This is a genomic window from Conexibacter arvalis, from assembly GCF_014199525.1.
GTDB classification, from domain to species: Bacteria; Actinomycetota; Thermoleophilia; order Solirubrobacterales; family Solirubrobacteraceae; genus Conexibacter; species Conexibacter arvalis.
The window spans coordinates 38,772-57,406 of the sequence record NZ_JACHNU010000001.1; the positions used below are offsets into that span (position 1 = coordinate 38,772).

Consider the following 18,635-nt stretch of genomic DNA (forward strand, 5'->3'; position numbering starts at 1 on the left):
TATGCAGTTGCAGCGCTCCAATCGATAGCCCCGTTCGGGGAAGAGGAGGGAAGAGTGTTCGGTACACGAATGCGCCGGCTGGCGTCAGCCGTGCTGCTGGCCTTCTGCGCCGCATTCGTCGCGGTGGGCTGCGGCTCCAGCGACGACGGCGGCTCGACGGCCGCGACCAGCGCCGGCAGAGGTGGCGGCGACGCTGTCGAGCTCACGCAGAAGCGGGATCTGAAGTTCGCGATGGTGACGCATGGCGACGGCGGCTCGTTCTGGTCGGTCGTCAAGCGCGGTGCTGAGGAAGCCGCCAGAGGCCAGGGCGTCGAGCTGCAATACACCGAGTCGAGCAACGACCCGCAGAAGCAGGCGCAGATGATCGCCGCCGCGGTCACATCGAAAGTCGACGGGCTCGCCGTCTCGGTGCCGTCCTACGACGCGATCAGAGCCGAGCTGAGAAAGGCCGTCGAGGCAGGCATCCCGCTCATCACGCTCAACGCCGGGGAGGACATCTACAGAGAGATCGGCGCGATCGGCCATGTCGGCCAGAACGAGTCGATCGCCGGCGAGGCCGTCGGCGCCCGCCTGCAGGAACAGGGCAAGAAGAAAGTCCTGTGCGTGATCCACGAGCAGAGCAACATCTCGCTCACGCAGCGCTGCGAAGGTGTCAGAAGAGGGCTCACGGGCGGCACCGTCGAGACGATGCAGGTGACCGGCACGAGAAACGTCGCCACCTCGCTGACCGAGATGCAGTCGAAGCTGCGCGCCGACGGCTCGATCGACGGGATCGTCACCCTCAACGGCGAGATCGCCGACGCGGCGGTCGACGCGATCAGAGGCGCGCATTCCAAGGCGACGCTGATGACGTTCGACCTCAGCGGCCCGGTCGTCGAGGCGATCCAGGCGGGCGACATCGAGTCCGCGGTCGACCAGCAGCAGTACCTCCAGGGATACCTGCCGATCGTGATGCTGACCCTGTACAACACGAACCTCAACACGGTCGGCGGCGGCCAGCCCGTCCTCACCGGCCCGAGCTTCGTCGACAGAGACAACGCCGAGCAGGTGCAGAAGCTGGCGTCCGAAGGGACGCGGTAGGGATGAGCTCCACTCCGTCATCGGCGACGGTCCCAGGACCGTCGCCGGCGGGGGTCGCCGACGACCGGCTGACGCAGGTCAGCCTCCTGACGCGGCTGTTGCGACGCCCTGAGCTGGGGGCGCTGCTCGCCGTCGTCGTCGTCGGCCTGTTCTTCGCGGTCACCACCGAGCAGTTCCTGACGCTCGACGGGATGGCCGACTGGACGTCGGTCGGCGCGACCGTCGGCATCCCCGCCGTCGCCGTCGCGCTGCTGATGATCGGCGGCGAGTTCGACCTCTCCGCCGGCGTCATGATCGGCACCGCGGGCCTGCTCGTCGGCATCCTCGTCACCGAGGTCGGCCTCAACGTCTGGCTCGCGATCGCGCTGACGCTCGCCTTCGCCGCGGGCATCGGCTTCTTCAACGGCTTCGTCGTCCTGCGCACCAAGCTGCCCAGCTTCATCGTGACGCTGGCGACCTTCTTCATCCTGCAGGGCGCCAACCTGGGCGTCACGAAGCTGATCACCGGGACCGTCGTCGTCAGCGGCCTCGAGGACCAGCCCGGCTACAGCAGCGCCCACAGCCTCCTCGGCGGCACCTTCTGGGCTCCCCACGACTTCCAGGTGACGGTCCTGTGGTGGATCGCGATCACCGTCGCGGCGACCTGGGTGCTCAGCCGCATGCGCTTCGGCAACTGGATCTTCGGCGTCGGCGGCGACGTCGAGGCCGCGCGCAACAGCGGTGTGCCGGTCGCGCGCGTGAAGATCGCGCTGTTCATGACGACCGCCGTCACCTCGGCGCTGACCGGCGTGATGATCGCGCTGCGGCTCGGCTCCACGCAGGCCAACCAGGGCGTCGGCGACGAGTTCACGTTCATCATCGCCGCGGTCGTCGGCGGCTGTCTGCTGACCGGCGGCTTCGGCTCCGCGATCGGCGCGGCGCTCGGCGCGACGATCGTCGGGATGGCGTTCATCGGGATCCAGTTCTCCGGCTGGGACACCGATTGGCGCTTCCTGTTCCTCGGCGTGATCCTGCTGATCGCCGTTCTGATCAACAACTTCATCCGCCGCCGCGCGGAGGGAGCGCGACGATGACCGACACCATCCAGCCCACCACGGCGCCGGCGAGCGGCGCAGACGTCCCGCTGCTGGAGATCCGCGCGGTCTCCAAGCGCTTCGGCAGCGTCACCGCGATCCGCGAGGTCTCCGCGCACGTGCGCGCCGGCTGCGTCACCTGCGTGCTCGGCGACAACGGCGCGGGCAAGTCGACGCTCATCAAGATCCTCTCCGGCGTCCACCAGCACGATGACGGCGAGTTCCTGATGGAGGGCGTGCCGACCCGCTTCGGCTCGCCGCGCGAGGCGAAGGCGCAGGGGATCGCGACCGTCTTCCAGGATCTCGCGACGGTCCCGCTGATGTCGGTCTGGCGCAACTTCTTCCTCGGCTCCGAGCCGACGAAGGGGAGCGGGCCGCTGCGGCGGATCGACGTCCCGCGCGCGAAGCGGGTCGTGCGCGAGGAGATGGCGAAGATGGGGATCGACGTCCGCGACCCCGAGCAGCCGGTCGGCACCCTCTCAGGCGGCGAGCGCCAGGCGATCTCGATCGCGCGGGCGCTCTACTTCGGCGCGAAGGTGCTGATCCTCGACGAGCCGACCTCGGCGCTCGGCGTCAAGCAGTCCGGGCGCGTCCTGCGCTACATCGCCAACGCGCGCGACCGCGGCATCGGCGTGATCTTCATCACCCACAACCCCCACCACGCCCATCCCGTCGGCGACCGCTTCGTCGTGCTCAACCGCGGGCGCGTGCTCGGAGACTGGGCCAAGGCCGAGATTTCCCGCGAGGAGCTGATCAAGATGATGTCCGGCGGGGCGGAGCTGGACATGCTCGAGCACGAGTTGCGGCGCGGCGGCTTCGACGTGGATCCGCAGCCGTGAGCGCGACAGGCGCCGCCCGGCGCCGGCTCGGCGTCGGGCTGATCGGCTTCGGCTGGCTCGGCCAGGCCCACAGCCGCTCGCTGCTGCGGATCCCGACGCACTTCCCCGAGCGCGAGTTCGACACCGAGCTGGTCGCCTGCGCCGACGTCGACGCGGCGAGACGCGACCGCGCCGTGCGCGAGTTCGGCTATGCGGCCGCCGTCGAGGACTGGCGCCGGGTCGTCGAGGACCCGGCGGTCGACGTCGTCTACATCGCGACGCCGAATATGTTCCACGTCGAGCAGGTCGAGGCGGCCGCGCAGGCCGGCAAGCACGTCTTCTGCGAGAAGCCCGTCGGGGGCACGCCGGAGCAGACCGCCCGCGCCGAGCGCGCCGTGCGGCTGGCCGGCGTCACCAGCGGCGTCGGCTACAACTACCGCTGGGCGCCGCTGGTGCGCTACGCCGCGCAGCTGCTCGCCGACGGCGAGCTGGGCACGATCACCAACTACCGCGGCCGCTTCTTCTCGATGTACGGGAGCGACCCGCTCGGGCCGCTCTCGTGGCGCTACCTCGTCGAGGAGGGGGGACACGGGGTCACGACCGACCTGATGAGCCACAGCGTCGACCTCGCGCACATGCTCGTCGGGCCGATTGCACGTGTGATCGGCACGACCGAGACGTTCATTCGCGAACGGCCGCTGCCGAGCGCGGAGGCGACCCACTACGGCCGCGGCAGCGCCGACGCCCCGCGCGGCACGGTCACCAACGAGGACTACGCGTCGATGCTGTGCGAGTTCGCGGGCGGCGCCCGCGGCACGTTCGAGGCCAGCCGCACGCTGATCGGCCCCGAGAGCCAGATGGCCCTCGACGCCTACGGCACGCGCGGCGCGCTCAGCTGGAACCTCGAGCGGCTCAACGAGCTGCAGCTGTACCGCGCGGCCGACGACCTCGGCACGGGCTACACGACCGTCTTCGGCGGCGACCGCTTCCCCCTCCACGGGAGCTTCGCGCCGGGCAGCGCGAACGGCATCGGCTTCGAGGACCTCGTCGCAATCGAGGACTACGAGTTCTGCCGCTCGCTGGCGCTGGAGCGGCCGCACCGCCCAGGCTTCGAGGAGGCGCTCGCGTGGGTCAGCGTGCAGGCGGCGCTGCTGCGCTCGGCCGAGACGGGCCGCTGGGAGGACGTCGTCTCCCTGCGGCTGCCGTAGCGGCTCAGCCGCCGCGGTCGGCGTCCGCTCTGCGCGCCTTGCTCGGCTGCACGCGGCGCCAACCGAGCGGGTCGCGCGGGCAGCTCAGTCCGATGCCCGCGCGGCCGGTCCGCGCTCGGGCTGCGCGAGAACGCCGGTCAGTTCGCGCTGCTGGTCGCGATCAACGCGTTGGTCGGCGCGATGGTCGGGCTGGAGCGCTCGACGCTGCCGCTGATCGGCGCCAAGGACTTCGGGCTCGCGTCCAAGGTCGCGGTGCTGTCGTTCATCGTCGCCTTCCGCAGCACCGGGCGCTGACTGGTCGCTGATTCCGGTTCAGCCACTCGGCCCGCGCGAGTGGCTGAATCGTCGGCAATCGCCGCATATCGGCGGTAATCCGGGCCGCCGGGCCGCCCCGCAATAGCCCTAGAAGCTCCTGTAATCGGCACTTTCTAGGCCACGCGCAAGCTGCTATCGCACCCAGGAGGTCGCCGGTTCGAGCCCGGCTAGCTCCATCGTCACGGAACCCCTGCTAGCGCGGGGGTTTCGTGGTTTCGGGGATCCGCGGGGATTGGCGGCAATCCGCGATGGTTTCAGGCACTGCTGCCTTTATGGCGGCTGATTGCCGTGGATGCTGTTGGATTACGGCCGATTCGGCTCGCCGGCCAGGCGATCGGTCGGCGTCCACTCCCGCATGGAGGGCGGCCTAACCGGACAGCCCCTCCCCGGTGTACCGGTCGTACAAGCTGCGCATGACGAGCTGCGTCATCTGCGCGCGAACGTGCTCGTCGTCGAGGAGCTTCTGCAGGATGAGATCGTTCACGTCCTTGACCTGGAGGGTGGCGTCGATGAGCACGTCCTCTTTGCCGCGGGCGAAATCCTCGAAGCTGTTGCCCACCGCCTGGGCGCGCAGCCCCTCTGTCTCGCCGATCTCGGCGGCCTTGTCGATCAGGTCTTGCACCGGACGAACGGCGTCAGCGTCCGACAGCTTCTCCCCAAATCGCTCGTTGAACATCTGGACGAGCTCGCCAAGCAAGCCCATGGGGACCTCGCCGCCACTCCCCCGCCCAGTTCCATCGCCGCTGATCGACGCGAGCGGTGCTACCTCGCCGTGACCCAGGCCGAGGTCGCGGGTCTCGCCCTCCACGAGCCGGTAGTGGGTCAGCTCGATGCTGTCAGCGACGCTGACTCCGCCTTCCGCATGGGTCTGGAGCCGCAACGCGAGGAACCGAGCGAACTGGAAGAGCTTCTCGTGCTCCACCGCGAGATACGGGGCGATCTGGCTGAGGAACTTGTAGAACCGGACGAACCGGTCGAGGTCACCCCGGAACTGGAGCCGGTCGTCGTCGTCCAGTTCGAGCGCGGCGGCGTAGCTGCGCTGGCTTCGCGCGCTGAGGAGCTGGTGCGACGCGTCCGGCGAGTACACGGCGAGGAAGGCGTCGATCTCCTCCTCATCGACGACGCCGCGATCGAGCACCGTCTGTGCAGCGTCAGACAGGAGGTTAGGATCGGACGGCAGCGCCTCGGTCTGGCCGTAGTACTGCTCGAATGCGCCGAGCACGTGGTCTGCGTCGTTGACGAAGTCGAGGACGAATGTGTCGGTCTTGTCAGGATGCACGCGGTTGAGCCGCGACAGCGTCTGCACTGCGTTGATGCCGGAGAGGTGCTTGTCGACGTACATCGCCACGAGCTTGGGCTGGTCGAAGCCGGTCTGGTACTTCTCGGCGACCACGAGGATCCCGTAATCGGGCTTGTCGAACTCAGAGGGCAACCGAGATTCCGGCAGCGACTTGCCGGCACTCGCGTTCATCGACGACTCGCGGTAGGTCTCACCGACGTCGGGTGCGTTCGGGTCGGTGATCTCGACCTCCCCGGAGAACGCGACGAGGATCCGCACGTCGGAGATCTCTTCCTGCTCCACGATCCGCTCCAGCGCCTGCTTCCAGCGCACCGCCTCCTCGCGGCTCGCGCATACGACCATCGCCTTCGCCTCGCCGCCGAGATGCGGGCGCACGACCCGTCGGTAGTGCTCCAATACAACCCGCGCCTTCTGGTCCTTGGCGTACGGATGGAATCTGGCGAACGCGGCGATCTTCGCCTGCGCCTTGCCCTTCGGCAGCTCCTTCTCGGCCTGCGCTTCGAGCTTGTACAGCTGCGAATACGTGGTGTAGTTGCGCAGGACGTCGAGGATGAAGCCCTCCTCGATCGCCTGCCGCATCGAGTACGTGTGGAAGGCGGCGAACTCACCGTCCGGGTGCCCTGGCTGTCTGGTGCCGAACAGCTCGAGCGTCCGCCCCTTCGGGGTCGCCGTGAACGCGAAGTAGCTGATGTTCGGCTGCTGGCCACGCGCCGCCATCTGTGCGAGCAGCTCTTGCGGAACGCCGTCCACCTCGTCGGGGTCGAGATCCAGGTCCTCGATCGACTTCGCGCCGACGACAGCTTTCAGGTCGACGGCTGCCTGCCCGGTCTGAGACGAGTGCGCCTCGTCGACGATCACTGCATACCGCCCGTCCTTCAGCTGCTGCGCCGCGCCCTCACCGACGAGCTTCTTCAGGACGTACGGGAACTTCTGCAGCGTCGTGATGACGATCTTCGCCGCCTGGCCTGTCAACGCATCGAGCAGTTGCTGGGAGTCCTCGTCGATCTCCACGACCGCCGACTGGGTCTGCGCGAACGCCCGCACCTGCCGCTGGAGCTGCGCATCCAGCACGCGCCGATCGGTGATGACGATCACCTTGTCGAAGATCAGCTGCCCATCGTCGGAGTGGAGCGCCGAAAGGTCGTGCGCCAGCCAGGCGATCTCCTTCGTCTTTCCGGAGCCGGCCGAATGCTGGATCAGGTAGCTGTGCCCCGCGCCGTGCACCCGAACGTGCGCCGAGCATGCCCGCACCACATCCCACTGGTGGTAGCGCGGGAAGACCACGTTACGGCCGGGAACGCCACCCTCGTCGAAGACGAAGTCGTCGAGCAGCTCGAGCCAGGTGTCGCGCTCCCACACCTGCTCCCACACGTAGGACGTCGGATGCCCGTCTACGCCTACGATCGGATTGCCCTTGCCGCCGTACGCGCCAGGACCTCCCGACCCCTGGTTGAACGGCAGGAAGCGCGTCCCCTCACCAGCCAGACGGGTCGTCATGTACGCGAGCTCGCCGTCGAGCGCAAAATGCACGAGCGCGCGGTTCCCCAGCAGCACGTTGCCCGGATCGCGGTCCTCACGGTACTGGCGGATCGCCTCTTCCACGTCCCACCCGGTCGAGGAGTACTTGTTCTTCAGCTCCGCCGTCGCCGTCGGAATCCCGTTCACGAACAGCACGAGGTCGATGCTGTCCTGCGGGCGCTTCGCGTCATGGTGCAGCTGACGGACCACCCGCAGCCGGTTCGCGCTGTAGAGAGTCAGTCCGGTTCGATCTGCGACGAGGTTGGGCCGGAAGTAGCAGAGCTTGAACCCAATGTTGCGCTCTCTCACTCCGCCGCGGATCAGGGAGATCGTCCCGCGCTTCGTGAGCTGCTCGGCGACCCGCTTGCACAGCGCGTCAGCCGCGCCCTGCTCGCCGCCCGCAAACTTCACCAATTTGTCCCACGCCGCCCCCTGCGTGTCGCGGACGAACGCCACGAGGTCCGCCGGCAACAGCCCAAGGGTCCGGTCGTACGCCTTGGGGTCTCCCTCTTCCCACCCGCCGACGATCGTCAGGTGCTGGACGATCATCGCCTCGAACCCCGCCTCGGTGTGGTCAAGCGTCGCCATCAGGCCACCACCTCGTCCAGTCGGTTCTCAGTCGCTGCGTGCAGCCGCTCGTCCATCTCGCTCTCTGATATCCGAGAGACGTCGAGTTTGCCGGTCACTGCTTCATGGATCAGGGCTTCGCGGTAATTCAAAAGGGCTGACCGCAAATCGGACCCGCACTGGGAGACACGGGTCGCGCGATAGGACATGCGCGCGAGATCTTCGACGACCATGCGTTGCTCCGCGATACTTGGCCGTGGCAGAAGCAACCCGCGCACGATGTCCTGGCTGATGTTCTGCATCGACCCGCTTGCGCCGCTCGTCAAGGCCTCGATCTGGTCGCGCCCCTCCCGACTGTTGATCGCGAGCGCGATGAAATCCGGTATGGCGACGCGCTGGTCGAGATGAAGGCGGTAGAGCTTGTCGCACATCAGGAGCCGCCATCCACCGAGCGTGGTGACGACGGCCGCGCTGCCCGCAAGTTCTCGGGTGTTCGCTCGCGACATCACCAGATCGCCGAGCCGCAGCTCGTACCGCGGACGTGGAACCACGTCGATGGGAAGCGCCTTGTGCTCTTCCGGACGGAATACGCCGTAGTTCACTGCTCCGGCTTTCATGACCGCCCAGCCCTTCGGGTCGGCCGGGCGCTGCTCGCACTCTGGGCTCCAGCCCTGCTCGATCCCGGAAAGCGCGAACCGAAGCCGAACTCGCGGCGCTTCGGTGACGATCGGGTGCCGGGCAAAGGCCGACGACGCGGCGAGACCAACCGCCGTCATTGTTCGCTCGATGACGTTCTGGACAGTCTCGATCCGTTCAGACTCGCGGTCGAGAAAGGCGGCGATCCGACGCTGCTGCTCCACCTTCCAGACAGGCACCATCAGCCCACCGATGTCGCTTCCGGTCACCGCTCTGTACGTCGATCCGGCTGAAACAGCGTGAAGAGAGTCACGTGCCTCGTGCATGAACCACCACAGGAAGCGCTGGTCCAGCACGTTCCTTCTTCCCTTGACGGCAGCCACGCCTCGCCCAATTCCAACTGCCGCATCCGCGATGTTCAATGCACCGACAGGTGCTCGTACAGACACGAGGACGTCACCGCTCGCCGCAACCTTCGTCGCGACGGCGCAAGCGAGGCGCGGCACTGGATGCTCAACTCCGAATTCTCCATTGCCTTGAATGAACGGAAGATCGTTGGGTGCCTCGTCGAGGGGCAAAACAGAGTGACCTGGAGGTGCCTGGCCAGCGACGACGCTCGCCAAATGCTTGAGCCGCGCGGTCTTCATGCCAACACCGCGTCGATTGCTGCTCTGAAGTCCGCTTGGAGCCTGCCGATCTCCGCCTTGATCTCGAAGCTCGGTCGCGGTGTGACGGGCACATGGAACAGGCGGGTGAGGGGGATCTCGTAGCCCTTCTTGCCCTCCTGGTCGGGGACGTAGGCGTCGGGTGCCCACGGCAGCACTTCACGTTCGAGGTAGTCGGCGACGTCTTCGGTCCACGGGATCGTCTCGGTGTCCCGCAGCTCGGGATCGGGGAGTACGCGGCCCTTGGCGTCCGTGAGCGGATCGGCGTCCGGGTCGCGAACGAAACAGGCAGCGACGAGGGTTCTCAACAGCGGCGCACCGACCTTGCCGAGCAGCGGAAGGAGCGCGTCCTTCAGGACGGCGCGCACGTCGGCTTCGGTGTCGTACGTGTCCGCGGGGATCGCGCGCAGCGCCGCCGCTGCGGCCGGTCGATCGTGTTCGTCGAGCTTGGCGAGCGGGCCGTCGTCGTTCTCCGCATCCGCCCACGTGTCTGCGGTGATCTGCCACCGCCCGCGCAGCGGGCGCTCCACGGTGACCCGCCGGTACGCGAAGAAGTCGTTGTCGAGCACCTTCACGCGGTCGCAGTCGCTGAGCGTCGCGTGCAGGGTCGTGATCTCGTCGATCTGCTCGGCACTGATCTCGCGGCGCTTCTCCCCGAGCGACTTGCGCATGCGCACCCAGAGGTCGCGGGCGTCGATGAGCTGGACCCTGCCCTGGCGCTCCGGCGCCTTGCGGTTCGTGAGCACCCATATGTAGCTGGCGATGCCGGTGTTGTAGAAGAGCTGCTCCGGAAGAGCGACGATCGTCTCCAGCAGGTCGTTCTCGATCACGTGCCGGCGGATCTCCGACAGGCCGGAGCCCGGGCCCCCGCTGAAGAGCGGTGAGCCGTTGTGGACGATCGCCACGCGCGAGCCGCCGCCTTCGATCGGCTGCCCATGCTCGTCTTCGAGCGGTCGCATCTTCGACAGCAGCTGAAGCAGGAACAGGGTCTGGCCGTCGTCTCTGCCCGGGAGGCCAGGGGCGAAGCGCCCGTCGGGGCCGGCGGTCTCGTGTTCGGTCTTGACCGCGGTGTACTCGGCCTTCCAGTCGGTGCCGAATGGAGGATTGGCAATTCCGTAGTGGAACATCTCAGACGCATGCCCATCATGCGTGAGGGTGTTGTCACGGATCACCCGCGATGGGTCCTGGCCGCGAATCAGCATGTCCGCGAGGCAGATCGCGTAGGACTGCTCGTTGATCTCCTGGCCGAACAGGTGCACGACCGCGTTCTCGTTGAGTGCCTTGATGTGCGCCTCGGCCTCGGACAACATGCCGCCTGTCCCGCAGGCGCAGTCATAGACGGTGCGGATCGGCGCCTTCCCGGACAGCGCCTCCTCATCACCCGCGACGAGCAGATTCACCATCAGTCGAACGACCTCACGCGGGGTAAAGTGAGCCCCTGCCTCGTCGTTCGAGGACTCGGCGAACTTGCGAATCAACTCCTCGAACATGTAACCCATCTCGAGGTTGGACACCCGGTCGGGATGCAGGTCCACCTCGCACATCGCCGACACCACCGCGTGAAGGAGATCGTGCGTCTCGAGCTTCTGGATCTGCTTCTCGAAGTCGAAGTTCGCGAACACGGCTTCGGCGTACTCCGAATAGCCGTCGATGTACGCGCGCAGATTGGTCGCGATGTGACGCGGATCGTCTGGCAGTTGGTCGAACCGGAGTGGGGACTCGTTGAAGAACGAGCGGCCCGCGACACGCCGAAGCAACAACTCGACGTTCTCGATCCCCTGGCTGCGCCGCAGCTTGCCTTCGGCGACGACGGCGTCCTTCGTGTCCTCCATCGCCTGGTCGAGGCGCCGCATCAACGTCAGCGGCAGGATGACGTGGCCGTACTCCGAGCGCTTGTACGGGCCTCGGAGCGTGTCAGCGATCGCCCAGATCACACCCGCCTGGTTGCGGAGCGTGCTCATCCTTTGCTCTGGAAGTGCCACAGAATCCCCTAGATGTGCGTAGACGGACTGCAGCCGCGATCGTCGCACACCTGAGCCATCGCGACGTGCAGCGCGCAACTAGAGCGCCACGCCGAGCGCATCCGCGGCTGCGTGAAGGTCTCGGTCGGCTCGCGTGACCGCATGCACCGCCGCGCTGTGCGACCGGACAGGGCTCGGTTCCTACACCGCCCAACACCCCCAGCCGGCACGAAGACGGCTCTCGCTCGCGCGGGTTCGAGGTCGACGTCGTATTCGCTGTCCGGCTCGCCGTTGAGAAAGGCGTCGATCCGATCGAGCAGCTGGGGACCTCGCGGTACCGCGCGATCGTCTCGGCGAACGCCGCAACCGCGCTGGAGGCGCCGTAGAGCGTGGCGAGCTCGCCGAGCGGGTCGTCCCAGGCGGTTGCCGTCGAGCACCGGCTCGTCCTGTTCGGGAAGCGGACTGCGAGGAGGCAGGAACCTGAATGGATCGAGTCCCTTTGCGACACGGTAGCTGCCCGACTCGGCAGCCGGGACAACACGAGAGTTGGGCATTCACCCGCCGAGGACGAACGCCTCGGCCGCGCGCATCACCGGTGCGGTGCGCCGCTCATGCAGCGCCTCGATCGGAGCCTCGTCGTTCAACTGCGGGTTCGCGCCGATCATCCACGCCCGCACCGTCGACGGCGTCTCCTCCGACAGCAGCAGACGCGTGACCCGATAGAGATCGCGCAGGCGAGCCTCCGTGTCGGCGCGCGGCTGCCGGCCGGTCGCGTACTTCCCGATCGCCTTCGGATCCTTGATCCCGACCGCGAACGCCGTCAGCTTCTGCCCCAACGTCTCCTGCAACGACTGCGCCACGACCGCGATCTCCTCAGAGACCGCAAGTCGATGCACTTGCTCCATCGTCGTCATTCGGGCACTCGCGCCCGTCGAGTGCCCGCAACTGCGATAACGCCCGTGAAATCGACAGCAACCCGCGCGAGACCCAGACGGCGCGTGTTCGGCGTGAAGCACCTGCAAATACTGCACTTTTGTCGCCCGCGCGCTGCTGGATTGCCCCCAGGCGGTCGCCGGTTCGAGCCCGGCTGGCTCCACCTCAACGAAACCCTGGTAACGCAGAGATTCGTCGTTTCGGCAATCCCCGTGAATCGCCAGCGATCCGCGGTGATCCAGGAACTACAACTAGTGCCTCTCTCCCGGCCGTTTCCTCAGGGGTGCCGTGGATTGAGGCCGATGCGGCTGGCTGGCGGGACCGAGCAGAGCGATGTTGGCCGCTGGTCCGCACCGTGGTCCAGGCGGCGCGCGAACGGCCCGAAGCCTGACACCGAAGCGCCGAGCATGCGAGGCGCCTACTGGAGAGCGACGGCGCGCGGCGGGTCCTCAGCGATCGTCTCGAACGCGTCGACGACCCATCGGCCAAGCAGTTCTCCCTGCGCCTCGAGGGTCGCGGCGCTGAGCAGCTCGTCGGGATATTTCAGGCGGACCATCCGATACCAGCCGCCGATCCAGACGAATGAGAAGCCGGAGGAGATCATCCGGGCCATCCAGGCTGGGTCTCCGTGCGCTTGCGCCTTGCCGGTCACCGTGATCCCGGCGATGAACGCCCACGATCCGCGGGCCTCGTCGAGATAGTCGAGCTCTCGCGTGTTGCGCAGGCCCCACTCCAGCCACGCCCCGTTCAGCTCCAGTCCGCCGTGGACGCCCGTGGGATGAGGGGCGTGGTGAGCCCAGTATCTGAGGCCGAATGCCGGCAGCGCCGCTCTCCCTGCGGCGGTGAGATGCGTACCGCGCTCGCCCCAGCGCGCGGCGATCCAACGATCGGCCACCTCGCAGATCGCCGCTGCTGCAGCCCCTGCCGTATTCGCCTCCATCAGCGCCAGCGCCGACGACGCGGTCAGCCGATCCGGGTCCATCAAGCCCTCCTCGCGCAGGTAGCTGAGATATTCGCTGAGCAGAAAGCGCTGCTCGTCCGGCAGGCTGCCGCCATCGAACGCCGCGATCGTCACGGCCAACTGCTGCCAGCTCGTCACCGCGACGCGCCCCGTCACCGCGCGCAGGCCAGCGGTGCTGTTCCGAGGGGCGAGCACGATCACGAGCCGGCCGACCTCGGCAACGGGGTGCGCCGTCTCGATCTCTTCCACGTATGCGTCGAGCTGATCCCCATGAAGGCCGGCTCCATATTTGACCTCGACCCACAGGAGGACGCCGCGACCACCGCGTCCCGGCGGCCGGAGGAGCAGCTCCAGGTCGACGAATCGTCCTCGCGGCGTGGCGACTTGGGTGCGCACTGAGACGCGGGGATCGCGAAGTCGCCGACAGTCCGCGTAGAGCTCTCTTCGCCGGATCGACTCCTCCGTGTCGAGAGGTGCTGCGGGGTCGTCGGTGCAGGCGCTCTCGAGCAGAGCGCTCGCGACCGCGTGAGCCAGCCCGTCGACCCGCTCGAGCACCGCAGCAGTCGCCTCGGTGAGCCGATTCTCGCGCGGATCGAGCGACGCCCCCGGCGTGTACCGGGTCACCCGCCGGAACAGCGACTGACGCATCGGCGGGACCCTACTTCTGCCCGCGATCTGCTGAGCCGGTTCGCTGGCTGGGCCGTGGGAGTCGACCGGCGCGTCAGCCGGCCGCTGCGCGCTCGGTCGCTCGACCGCTAGCGAAGACGAACTCGCTCGGACGCTCTCGAGCGGGTAGCTCGCGACGTACCGGCACCCCCGAAGTCGTCACACCAGCTAGCGGTTTGCTGTGCGGGGGCACGGGCAACTACCGAGCAGTCGAGAAGGCCCGCCGAGCGGCGTTCCTCGCGGAAGGGGCAGGCGGGTGTCAAAGGAGCACCAATGGCTGAAGCATCCCGAACCAGTGCGGCCAGCGGAGCGGGCGGTGAGCAGCAGAGCGAGAGCCAAGCTCGGTCGCCGCTGGAAAGCAGCAAGGGAAGGACCGCGATCGACGACAGCGTGGTGACGAAGGTGGCGAGCGTCGCGGCGCGTGAAGTCCGCGGGGTTCACGAGCTCGGCGGTTCCGTCGCGCGGGCCGTCGGGTCGGTCACCCAGCGCGTGGGCATCGCAGACGAGCGCTCGCAGGGCGTCTCGGTCGAGGTGGGTGAGCGCGAGGCCGCGGTCGACCTGAGCGTCGTGATCGACTTCGGCGAGTCGATCCCGCGGGTGACGGAGGCGATCCGTGCGAACGTCATCAGACGGATCGAGGGGATCACCGGGTTGACGGTCACGGAGGTCAACGTCAGCGTCAACGACCTCTATTTCCCGGGCGACGAGACGGCCGAGCCTGCGCGAGTCCAGTAAAGGATGCGCGGCGATGAGCCACAGTGCCGTCCCGGCGTCCGGCCAGCCGGCTCACGAGCCATCTGACCGCGTCCGCCTGGCGCGGGCGGCGCTCAGCGCTGCGCTGGCTGTGCCCGAGGTCGTGCGTGGCGACGCCGGCCACCACCCCCAACGCGTGACCGTGGACGCCGGGGAGCGGCTGGAGGGCGTGCTCGCGATCGCCGAGCCGGACGGGCGCTACGGGATCGAGCTGCGCCTCGTCGCAGAGCTCGTGCCGCTCCACGCGCTCGCCGAAGCGATTCGTGCCAGGGTGCGACGCGCTGCCGCCCATGCCGGGCTCGAAGCGTCGCTCGGCGAGATCGACGTCGAATTCGCCGACCTGCTCACCGCCGAGGAGCGCGCTGCTGTCGCGCGGGCGCTCGCAGCGCCGACGCGTGCAGCAGAGGCGAGCGGGGATCGTCCGGCGCCCGACGGTCGAGGAGCGACCCGGTGATCCCGCTGGCCCGCGTCGTCGTGCGCGTCGTCTCGTTCATCCTGCTCGTGCTGCTCGCGCTGGCCGGGCTCGCAGTCGCGGTCTTCAGCATCAACACCGGGACGACGGGCCCCAGCCTTGGGCGGCTCGCGTCGCTGCTTCAGCTGCCGGAGCTGCGCGACACCGTCGGCAGCTGGCTCGATCGCCTCGAGGCCGACGGGCCGATCGCCGTCATCGCCGCGCTCTGCGGCGTCGGCGCCGTGCTGCTCGGCCTCCTGCTGCTCGCCGGCCTGCTGGTTCCGCGGCGCGAGCGGCTGATCGTCATGGCCCGCGACGACGACGGCCAGCTCGCGGTCCGTCGGCGTCCGCTCGCCCAGGTCTCGCAAGCGCTGGCCGAGCAGGTGCGCGGCGTCACGGAGGCGCGCGCCAAGGCGCGTCCCCGACGGCGGGGCGGCGGGCGCCTGCGGCTGCGTGTGGCGCGCGGGCCCTCCGCGGACCCGGGCAGCGTCCGTGAGGAGGTCGCCGGTCGCCTCGCGGAGCTGACGGAGCCCTTCGGCCTCGCGACCCGCGTCGAGGTGACGCGGCCTCGGACGAGGGTCGAGTAGATGCTGCGGCAGCGGCTGCGCGAGAACGTCTCCCCGGTCGTCGTCGGGCGCTTCATCACGTTCCTCTTCGCGCTGGCGCTGATCTGGTACGGCGCGATGACCGTGCTGCTCGCAGTCAAGGCGTCGCCGGCGACCGTGAACTCGATCAGCGGGTACCGCTCCGCGTTCGACTGGCTCGCCGCCCTGAGTCCCGGCGACGTGGACGGCTCGCCGGCGCGACCGATCATCGCCGGCGCCGGCCTGGTGGCGTTCCTCCTCTTCGGCTACCTCGCCTACAAGGAGATTCCACGGCCCCACTTCGCACGCCGCGACCTCCGTCTCGTGACAGACGAGCGCGGCGAGGTCCGCGTCGAGCCGCGCGCGATCGAGCGGCTTGCGGAGACTGCTGCGCAGGAGGACCCGTCGGTCACCGACGCAACGGGGCGATACGGCGACGACGACCTCGTCGTCTCCATCACGGTGCGTCGCGCCCGCAACGTGGCCACGACGCTCCGCGGCGCTCGCGAGCGCGTGATCGACGCGCTCCACGACCACGACATTCCGGCGGGGGTAGTCAACGTGACGCTCGCCCACTACGACCGCCGACACAAAAGGGAGCTCTCCTGATGAACCGCAAATCGTTCCTCGCGCTCCTTGGCTTCCTCTTCGTGGCGGCCTGGATCGCTCTCAGCTTCGGCGACGCCATCCTCTGCCTCCTCGGCGCGGCGCTCTTCTACGCGATCGGCGCGGTGATCGAGGGCGAGATCGACCTTGGCGAGATGCAGTCGCGGATGCGCAGCCAGCAGCGGGGGTGACACAGGGCCAACCCTGCTGCTCGGCCGCGACGAGCCGAGCTGAGGGCGCCGCTCAGCCGCCGGCCGCGCCGCCCCGACGCCGCAGCTCGATCAGGCAGCCTGCCGTGTCGGGGTCCTTCGGCACGAACCCCGCCAGCTTGGTCTGCGGGTCGAGCGCGTCGAGCATGCCGCGCGTGAGGCCGCGGTGGAGCCCGCACACCAGCGGCTGGCGCTCGCGGACCGCCTCGCGGTAGGGGCAGTTGCGCAGCCGGTAGGTGACGTGGTCGCCGGGGCCGCGCTCGCGCGCCGGCTGGAATCCGAGCGCGACGAGTGCGTCGTGCATCCGCTGCTCGCCGCGCAGGTCGTCGTCGCCGGCGGCCGCCGCGGCGAGGTCACGCCCGATCCGGCGGCCGGTCGCCTCGACGTCGCGCACGCCGGCGCCGGTCGCCGTCAGGGAGCGCACGAGCCAGCGCGCCAGCTGCGCGTAGCCGGTCGGCGGGTCACCGCCGGGCTGGGCGTCGGGGCTGATCGCCCAGGCGTCGCGGGGGCGGCCGCGCGCCTGCCGCTCGCGCTCGCGCACGACCAGGCCGGCATCGTGCAGCCGCTCGAGATGGCTGCGCACGCCGTTGGGGTGCAGTCGCAGCCGCTCGGCCAGCTCCTCGGTCGACGCACGGCGACGCAGCTCGGCGAGCAGCGCGAACACACGCGCCCGCGTCGGCTGGGCGAGCGGGTCTCCTGGTCTGATCGGCACGTCCACCGTCTCGTCAGTTTCGCACAGCAAGAGTGGGAAAACCAACCGGCGCTTGCTAGCTTTACACACCATCGCTATGAGAAAGGCGAGGGACCCCCGATGGCCTACGTGATCAACGAGCCGTGCCTCGGCGTCAAGGACACCTCCTGCGTGGAGGTCTGCCCGGTCGACTGCATCCACCCGACGCCCGACGAGCCCGACTTCGACCAGCACGATCAGCTCTACATCGACCCGGAGGAATGCATCGACTGCGACGCCTGCGTCGAGGCCTGCCCGGTCGACGCGATCACCCCGGAGGACCAGGTGCCGGAGGAATGGCAGCGCTTCGTCGAGATCAACGCCGCCTACTACCGCAGAGGGTCGGCGTGAGCGCGGCGCCGGCGCGCCCCGGTCAGACCACGAGCGCCCGTCCGGACATCGTCGAGCGCGACGACCTCGAGCGGCTCGTGCGCCGCTTCTACGGTCAGGCGCTGCACGATCCGGTGATCGGCCACCTGTTCGAGATCGCGCAGATGGATCTCGACGCGCACGTGCCGACAATGGTCGACTTCTGGCAGACGATCGTCCTCCCGATCCCGGCCTACCGCCGCAGCGCCTTCGCCGTTCACGTCGCGCTCCACGAGCAGGAGCCGCTCACCGCCGAGCACTTCGACCGCTGGCTGACGCTCTGGAACCAGACGGTCGACGAGCTGTTCGCCGGCGAGCGCGCCGAGCTGGCGAAGGCGCGCGCGACGCGCGTCGCGCGCGCCTTCGCCCTCCGCCTCGCCGGCCGCTCCGAGCCCCTCCTCCGGATCGAACGGCCGGCGGCGCGGTAGCGGGCGGCGGGGTCGCGGTCGGCTGGCCGAGCCCCGCCGCCCGCTCAGCGCGCCGCGTAGCGCGGCGCGACGGTGGCGTACCGGCCGTCCGGCGGCGCCCCCGTCCTGCCGCTGCATGCGGGGGCGGAGGAGCGTGGCTCGGGCAGCGCCAACGCGACCGGTTCCTGACCTCAGCCGGCCGGCGCGTCCGGGAGCTGACGGTCGCGTCCCTGCGAGACGACGCCTCGCGACCGGCATGAAATCAGCGTGCCGCGTGCCAGCTCCGTCGCAGGAGAAGCGGCTCGCTCCACTTCCGCGACGTTCAATCGACTGCGAAGCGGGTAGCTGAGCGCGACCGGATCGGCTCAGGAAGGAGCGGACATGTCGGAACGGGCTGCCATCCAGCAGGCGGCGATGCTCGTCGGAATCGTATTCCTCGTCGTGGGCGTCGCCGGATTCATCCCCGGCATCACGACCAACCTCTACGACGGCCTCGACTTCGCCGGCCACGACGGCAACGCCGAGCTGCTCGGCATCTTCCACATCAGCGTCCTGCACAACATCGTCCACCTGCTGTTCGGCGTCGCCGGCCTCACAGCCGCCGCGACCATCTCCGGCTCCCGTGCCTTCCTGATCGGCGGCGGGGCGATCTACCTCGTCCTGTGGATCTACGGGCTCGTGATCGACCACGACAGCGGCGCCAACTTCATTCCCGTCAACTCGGCCGACGACTGGCTGCACTTCGGGCTCGGCGTGGGGATGATCGGCCTCGGCGTCGTGCTCGGCCGCGCACACCGCACCGCGCCCGCGCAAGGCCAATACTGA

At 68.7% G+C, this 18,635-nt stretch carries 19 protein-coding genes; 13 read left to right on the plus strand and 6 right to left on the minus strand.

Annotated features, from left to right (window positions below; genetic code table 11):
* The first annotated feature begins 54 nt into the window (after nucleotides 1-54).
* From BDZ31_RS00210 to BDZ31_RS25295, 5 genes are all read left to right on the plus strand, one after another.
* Nucleotides 55-1,080, plus strand: coding sequence for a substrate-binding domain-containing protein (locus BDZ31_RS00210; protein WP_221242761.1), 1,026 nt, complete (start codon nucleotides 55-57; stop codon nucleotides 1,078-1,080).
* 2 nt (nucleotides 1,081-1,082) lie between these two features.
* Nucleotides 1,083-2,153: an ABC transporter permease gene (locus BDZ31_RS00215; RefSeq protein WP_183337821.1), complete on the plus strand. Its 1,071-nt coding sequence runs from the start codon at nucleotides 1,083-1,085 to the stop codon at nucleotides 2,151-2,153.
* On the plus strand, nucleotides 2,150-2,992 hold the full coding sequence (locus BDZ31_RS00220; RefSeq protein WP_183337823.1) for an ATP-binding cassette domain-containing protein: 843 nt from the start codon (nucleotides 2,150-2,152) through the stop codon (nucleotides 2,990-2,992). The genes BDZ31_RS00215 and BDZ31_RS00220 overlap by 4 nt, the downstream gene beginning before the upstream one ends.
* Entirely contained in the window at nucleotides 2,989-4,179 is a 1,191-nt protein-coding gene (locus BDZ31_RS00225; RefSeq protein WP_183337825.1) for a Gfo/Idh/MocA family protein, read from the plus strand. The genes BDZ31_RS00220 and BDZ31_RS00225 overlap by 4 nt, the downstream gene beginning before the upstream one ends.
* A 168-nt stretch (nucleotides 4,180-4,347) precedes the next feature.
* Nucleotides 4,348-4,473, plus strand: coding sequence for a hypothetical protein (locus BDZ31_RS25295; protein WP_281381447.1), 126 nt, complete (start codon nucleotides 4,348-4,350; stop codon nucleotides 4,471-4,473).
* A gap of 388 nt (nucleotides 4,474-4,861) precedes the next feature.
* Here BDZ31_RS25295 and BDZ31_RS00230 read toward each other — a convergent pair whose 3' ends face one another.
* From BDZ31_RS00230 to BDZ31_RS00250, 5 genes are all read right to left on the minus strand, one after another.
* Nucleotides 4,862-7,900, minus strand: a complete 3,039-nt coding sequence (locus BDZ31_RS00230) for a type I restriction endonuclease subunit R (protein ID WP_183337827.1) — start codon at nucleotides 7,898-7,900, stop codon at nucleotides 4,862-4,864.
* Nucleotides 7,900-9,162, minus strand: a complete 1,263-nt coding sequence (locus BDZ31_RS00235) for a restriction endonuclease subunit S (protein WP_183337829.1) — start codon at nucleotides 9,160-9,162, stop codon at nucleotides 7,900-7,902. The genes BDZ31_RS00230 and BDZ31_RS00235 overlap by 1 nt, the downstream gene beginning before the upstream one ends.
* Nucleotides 9,159-11,141: a type I restriction-modification system subunit M gene (locus BDZ31_RS00240; RefSeq protein ID WP_183337831.1), complete on the minus strand. Its 1,983-nt coding sequence runs from the start codon at nucleotides 11,139-11,141 to the stop codon at nucleotides 9,159-9,161. Before BDZ31_RS00240 ends, BDZ31_RS00235 begins: the two co-directional genes overlap by 4 nt.
* Nucleotides 11,142-11,695: 554 nt before the next feature.
* The gene (locus tag BDZ31_RS00245) at nucleotides 11,696-12,055 is read right to left on the minus strand and encodes a hypothetical protein (RefSeq protein ID WP_221242762.1); all 360 of its coding nucleotides are present in this window, start codon (nucleotides 12,053-12,055) and stop codon (nucleotides 11,696-11,698) included.
* A 437-nt stretch (nucleotides 12,056-12,492) separates the two neighbouring features.
* On the minus strand, nucleotides 12,493-13,683 hold the full coding sequence (locus tag BDZ31_RS00250) for a hypothetical protein (RefSeq protein WP_183337834.1): 1,191 nt from the start codon (nucleotides 13,681-13,683) through the stop codon (nucleotides 12,493-12,495).
* 291 nt (nucleotides 13,684-13,974) lie between these two features.
* Here BDZ31_RS00250 and BDZ31_RS00255 point away from each other — a divergent pair, with 291 nt between their 5' ends.
* The 5 genes from BDZ31_RS00255 (at nucleotide 13,975) to BDZ31_RS00275 (ending at nucleotide 16,286) form a co-directional block, all read left to right on the plus strand.
* Nucleotides 13,975-14,436, plus strand: coding sequence for an Asp23/Gls24 family envelope stress response protein (locus BDZ31_RS00255; protein WP_183337836.1), 462 nt, complete (start codon nucleotides 13,975-13,977; stop codon nucleotides 14,434-14,436).
* Between the two features lie 187 nt (nucleotides 14,437-14,623).
* Nucleotides 14,624-14,908, plus strand: a complete 285-nt coding sequence (locus BDZ31_RS00260; protein ID WP_183337838.1) for a hypothetical protein — start codon at nucleotides 14,624-14,626, stop codon at nucleotides 14,906-14,908.
* Nucleotides 14,905-15,492, plus strand: coding sequence for a DUF6286 domain-containing protein (locus tag BDZ31_RS00265; protein ID WP_183337840.1), 588 nt, complete (start codon nucleotides 14,905-14,907; stop codon nucleotides 15,490-15,492). Before BDZ31_RS00260 ends, BDZ31_RS00265 begins: the two co-directional genes overlap by 4 nt.
* The gene (locus BDZ31_RS00270) at nucleotides 15,493-16,098 is read left to right on the plus strand and encodes an Asp23/Gls24 family envelope stress response protein (RefSeq protein ID WP_183337842.1); all 606 of its coding nucleotides are present in this window, start codon (nucleotides 15,493-15,495) and stop codon (nucleotides 16,096-16,098) included.
* Nucleotides 16,098-16,286, plus strand: coding sequence for a hypothetical protein (locus BDZ31_RS00275; RefSeq protein ID WP_183337844.1), 189 nt, complete (start codon nucleotides 16,098-16,100; stop codon nucleotides 16,284-16,286). Before BDZ31_RS00270 ends, BDZ31_RS00275 begins: the two co-directional genes overlap by 1 nt.
* Nucleotides 16,287-16,338: 52 nt before the next feature.
* On the opposite strand, the gene BDZ31_RS00280 is transcribed toward BDZ31_RS00275, so the two are convergent.
* Nucleotides 16,339-17,022: a helix-turn-helix domain-containing protein gene (locus BDZ31_RS00280; protein WP_183337846.1), complete on the minus strand. Its 684-nt coding sequence runs from the start codon at nucleotides 17,020-17,022 to the stop codon at nucleotides 16,339-16,341.
* 93 nt (nucleotides 17,023-17,115) lie between these two features.
* On the opposite strand from BDZ31_RS00280, the gene BDZ31_RS00285 reads away from it, so the two are divergent.
* From BDZ31_RS00285 to BDZ31_RS00295, 3 genes are all read left to right on the plus strand, one after another.
* Nucleotides 17,116-17,385 carry a 4Fe-4S dicluster domain-containing protein gene (locus BDZ31_RS00285; RefSeq protein WP_183337848.1) on the plus strand — a complete coding sequence of 90 codons (270 nt, stop codon included), beginning with the start codon at nucleotides 17,116-17,118 and terminating at the stop codon, nucleotides 17,383-17,385.
* Complete coding sequence (locus tag BDZ31_RS00290; RefSeq protein WP_183337850.1) at nucleotides 17,382-17,831, plus strand: group III truncated hemoglobin; 450 nt, start codon at nucleotides 17,382-17,384, stop codon at nucleotides 17,829-17,831. Before BDZ31_RS00285 ends, BDZ31_RS00290 begins: the two co-directional genes overlap by 4 nt.
* A 360-nt stretch (nucleotides 17,832-18,191) precedes the next feature.
* The gene (locus BDZ31_RS00295; protein ID WP_183337852.1) at nucleotides 18,192-18,635 is read left to right on the plus strand and encodes a DUF4383 domain-containing protein; all 444 of its coding nucleotides are present in this window, start codon (nucleotides 18,192-18,194) and stop codon (nucleotides 18,633-18,635) included.